At 51.9% G+C, this 3,309-nt stretch carries 3 protein-coding genes; 2 read left to right on the top strand and 1 reads right to left on the bottom strand.

The genetic code is table 11. The annotated features are described in order from the left end of the window. The first annotated feature begins 77 nt into the window (after nucleotides 1-77). On the top strand, nucleotides 78-1,157 hold the full coding sequence (locus tag JUK32_RS19595; RefSeq protein ID WP_255538300.1) for an MATE family efflux transporter: 1,080 nt from the start codon (nucleotides 78-80) through the stop codon (nucleotides 1,155-1,157). 125 nt (nucleotides 1,158-1,282) lie between these two features. Here the strand turns inward: JUK32_RS19595 and JUK32_RS19590 are convergent, their stop codons facing one another. Then, the gene (locus tag JUK32_RS19590; protein ID WP_204140553.1) at nucleotides 1,283-1,831 is read right to left on the bottom strand and encodes a PadR family transcriptional regulator; all 549 of its coding nucleotides are present in this window, start codon (nucleotides 1,829-1,831) and stop codon (nucleotides 1,283-1,285) included. Between the two features lie 115 nt (nucleotides 1,832-1,946). On the opposite strand from JUK32_RS19590, the gene JUK32_RS19585 reads away from it, so the two are divergent. Beyond that, the gene (locus tag JUK32_RS19585) at nucleotides 1,947-2,729 is read left to right on the top strand and encodes an SDR family oxidoreductase (protein WP_239112872.1); all 783 of its coding nucleotides are present in this window, start codon (nucleotides 1,947-1,949) and stop codon (nucleotides 2,727-2,729) included. Nucleotides 2,730-3,309 lie beyond the last annotated feature (580 nt).

The following is a 3,309-nucleotide window of genomic DNA, read 5'->3' as shown; positions in this document are numbered from 1 at the left end:
AGTTCTCGAAAGTGACGACTTTCTCACGATGAGACTACCGATACTTTGCTCCCAAAACTTTTCTGCACCAGTGAGCCCTGGCCCTCACGGCAGTATTCCTGTTTGCTAGCGTGGGACTGCTCACGATTGATCCATTATTTAAAGCATTGGGGGCAGGCCCCGACATCCTGCCTTACATTCGCGAATACATGCAGATTTGGTATTTCGGCATTGTGTTTTTAGTGGTGCCGATGGTCGGTAATAGTGCTATTCGAGCCGCCGGGAACACGCTGACCCCCAGCCTCATCATGACCTTATCGGCGGGCACAAACATTTTGTTAGACCCGCTATTGATCAATGGTGAACTCGGATTCCCCCGTTTAGAGCTACAGGGAGCGGCCCTGGCCACCGTAATTGCCCGTGCGGTTTCTCTGGTAGCTGCTTTGCTGGTGTTGCGCTTTAAGGAAAAGCTACTCTCGTCTCAGATTCCCACCCTGCAAGAAACCCTTTGGTGCTGGCGTGACATCCTCGTGGTCGGTTTACCGGCTGCCACCGCCAGCATGGTCATTCCCATTTCCATTGGCGTGATCACCAGCTTCTTAGCTTTCTATGGAGCTGTGGCGGTAGCCGGATTTGGTTTAGCTTCGCGGGTAGAGTCGTTGGCTCTGATCGCCACAATGGCTCTGGCCGCTAGCATGGGACCTTTTGTGGGGCAAAACTGGGGAGCTCAGCACGCTGACCGGGTACAGTTGGCCCTCCGGCAGAGCCATCGCTTTTGTCTGGCATGGGGACTTTTGATGGCGGTGATTCTTGGGATGGGGGCACGATCGCTGGCAGCGTTTTTCAACCCTGATCCAGCAGTAGTTGCGATCGCCGCTCAGTATCTCTGGCTGGTGCCCATCAGTTACGGAGCAGCCGGAATCTTGCAGGTAACCAGCTCAGCATTGAACGCCATGGGTAAGCCGCTACCGTCGATTGTCATGACCCTCACGCAGATGGGGGTCTGCTATATTCCTCTGGCTTACTTAGGTAGCCAGATAGCAGGCCCCACGGGGGTTTTTGCGGCGGCGGCGATCGCCAATCTGCTAGCTGGCATGGGGGCTTATCGATGGATTCGCAAAACTTGTCGACAGCCGCTCAAACCGGCATCAAGCCCCCCTAAATTATCCGACGCTTAGGGGCCAATCACTCATCCAAGGGGCATGTTGCAGAAATAGAGAGGTGGTGCCTGAGAAAGCCGATTCCCTCAGGTCATTGACGGTAGCGATCCCCCGGTTGCCCCTTTGCTTGATTGGCTAAGCCTCTAGCGATTGACAACCCGCTCAATGGCCTCAAGTGCTTCATCACACCAGGCCACCCAATCTTCTTGATAGCGAATCGCTCGACGAATGATCAGATGCATGTAGAGATCTTTCAGTTCGAGGGCATCGACATGTTTAGCAAAATGGCTATCCATTGTTTTCAAGTGTTGTGCCATATCCCTATGGAGGTTTTGACGGCGCTCGATTTCGCCATAAACCACTTGATTGGGTACCAGGTGTCCGGCTAATCCCATGACCCCAAGATCCTCACGGATAGCCGTGGGTTCTGTCGGTTGGGTTAACCAGTCAATCAAGGATTGATGCCCGCTGGGAGTAATGGAATATATTTTTTTATCTAACCGTCCAGCCTGAGGAATGGCCTCGTAGACGACACACCCTTGTCGCTCTAACTTGGCAAGTTCGGCGTATACCTGCTGTTGACTCGCTTTCCAAAAGCAGCCGCCAAATCCTTCGGTGAATTCTTTGGCAACTTCATAACCACTCAGGGGCTGACGCGATAGAAACGCGAGGATTGTGTGCTTAAGAGCCATAGAAAATAGGGGTAAGCCCTTCAGGACGAAACATTCTTGACGGGTCTCATTATTTGAGTGTACCTTAATGCTTGTATTCAAAAGATTGAATACGAATACTTGAATATGGCAAAAATTGCAAACTCAATTAAAAGCCCGATACGGGTCTTGGGCTGTCGTCACTGGGGCCTCGTCTGGCATTGGGCGGGAAATGGCTCTGCGGTTGGCGAAGGCAGGGTTAAATCTGGTCTTGGTGGCACGAAGCCAAGCGGTGCTAGAGCAGATGGCGAAGGATTTGCGCGATCGCGATGGCATCCAGGTGCGTCTGGTCATTAGGGATTTGTCGATGGCGGTGAGCGTTGATGCCCTGGTGATGCAGACCGCCGATTTGGACGTCGGGTTGCTGGTGGCGGCGGCCGGGTTTGGCACGTCGGGGGCATTTATTGACTCCCGATTAGAACAGGAAATGGAGATGTTAGAGGTTAATTGTCGATCGCTCTTGGGGCTAACCTGGCACTTCTCGCAGCGATTTGCCCAGCAGCGGCGGGGCGGCATTGTGTTGATGAGTTCGATCGTCGGATTTCAGGGAATGCCTTTTGCGGCTCACTACGCAGCCACCAAAGCCTATGTGCAGACCCTGGCGGAAGCCCTGTATGTCGAACTCGCACCCTATGGGGTTGATGTGATTGCTGCCGCACCAGGCCCCACTAATAGCAATTTTAGCGATCGCGCCGGGATGAAAATGGGCAAGGCGTTAAGCGCCGGCGAAGTGGCTCAAGGCACTTTAAATGCATTAGGCCGAAAGCCCACGGTGCTGCCAGGATTTTTGTCAAAACTGTTGGTCTACTCGCTAGTGCCGTTACCTCGGTGGGCTCGAGTGCGGATCATGGGCGGTGTGATGAAAAGTATGATTAAGTAATACCGGGGTATGGCACCGATTCGCGTAGAAATGGGCCACATCTCCTGAAAGTCTTTCAGTGATTAGCTTTCAGTCACTAAAAATAGACCGTTTCAGGACTCATAGAGAACTTTTAACTGCAATCCTGCTTTCAACTGCAATCCTGCTTTCATTTGTGATGGTGCAGATTGCCTTACAGAGGCGACCAATAATCTTAGCTAATAGTTCTTTGGCAGCTCTCAAGTTGCCTGGCACAGCAACTATTCTCCAGATACAGCCAGGGTTTACCCAAATCGAGTGAACGAGAAACCAGGCGTTTCTAACCATAACTCTGGAGCGATATAAGCCCAAAATAGTCCCTAAGCTATTTTCAGGTCGAAACTACTGAATCTTCCTGCCCCAAAAATCGAGCCTTCAGTAGTTCATAGGAACTAAATTGACCCAAATCGCAGCCTCGCTAGTTTAAGGCCTACTTCCGGTGGGTGGGTCACTCCGCAAACAGCAGCGATGAAGAGAGGGGTGGTGCGGCCAGATGAGGCGGAAATGAACGTGCCGGACTGAAGAAATTGACTAAATCGAAGCTTGAAACACTTGATATACA

It is taken from the genome of Halomicronema sp. CCY15110, assembly GCF_016888165.1.
Lineage (GTDB): Bacteria > Cyanobacteriota > Cyanobacteriia > Phormidesmidales > Phormidesmidaceae > Halomicronema.
The sequence above is the reverse complement of the archived record's forward strand: the minus strand, read 5'-3'. Positions and strand labels throughout refer to the sequence as shown.

Coding starts and splice junctions, on each gene's coding strand:
- JUK32_RS19590 (WP_204140553.1), bottom strand. CDS start 1,831: ATGGCTCTTAAGCACACAATCCTCGCGTTTCTATCGCGTCAGCCCCTG.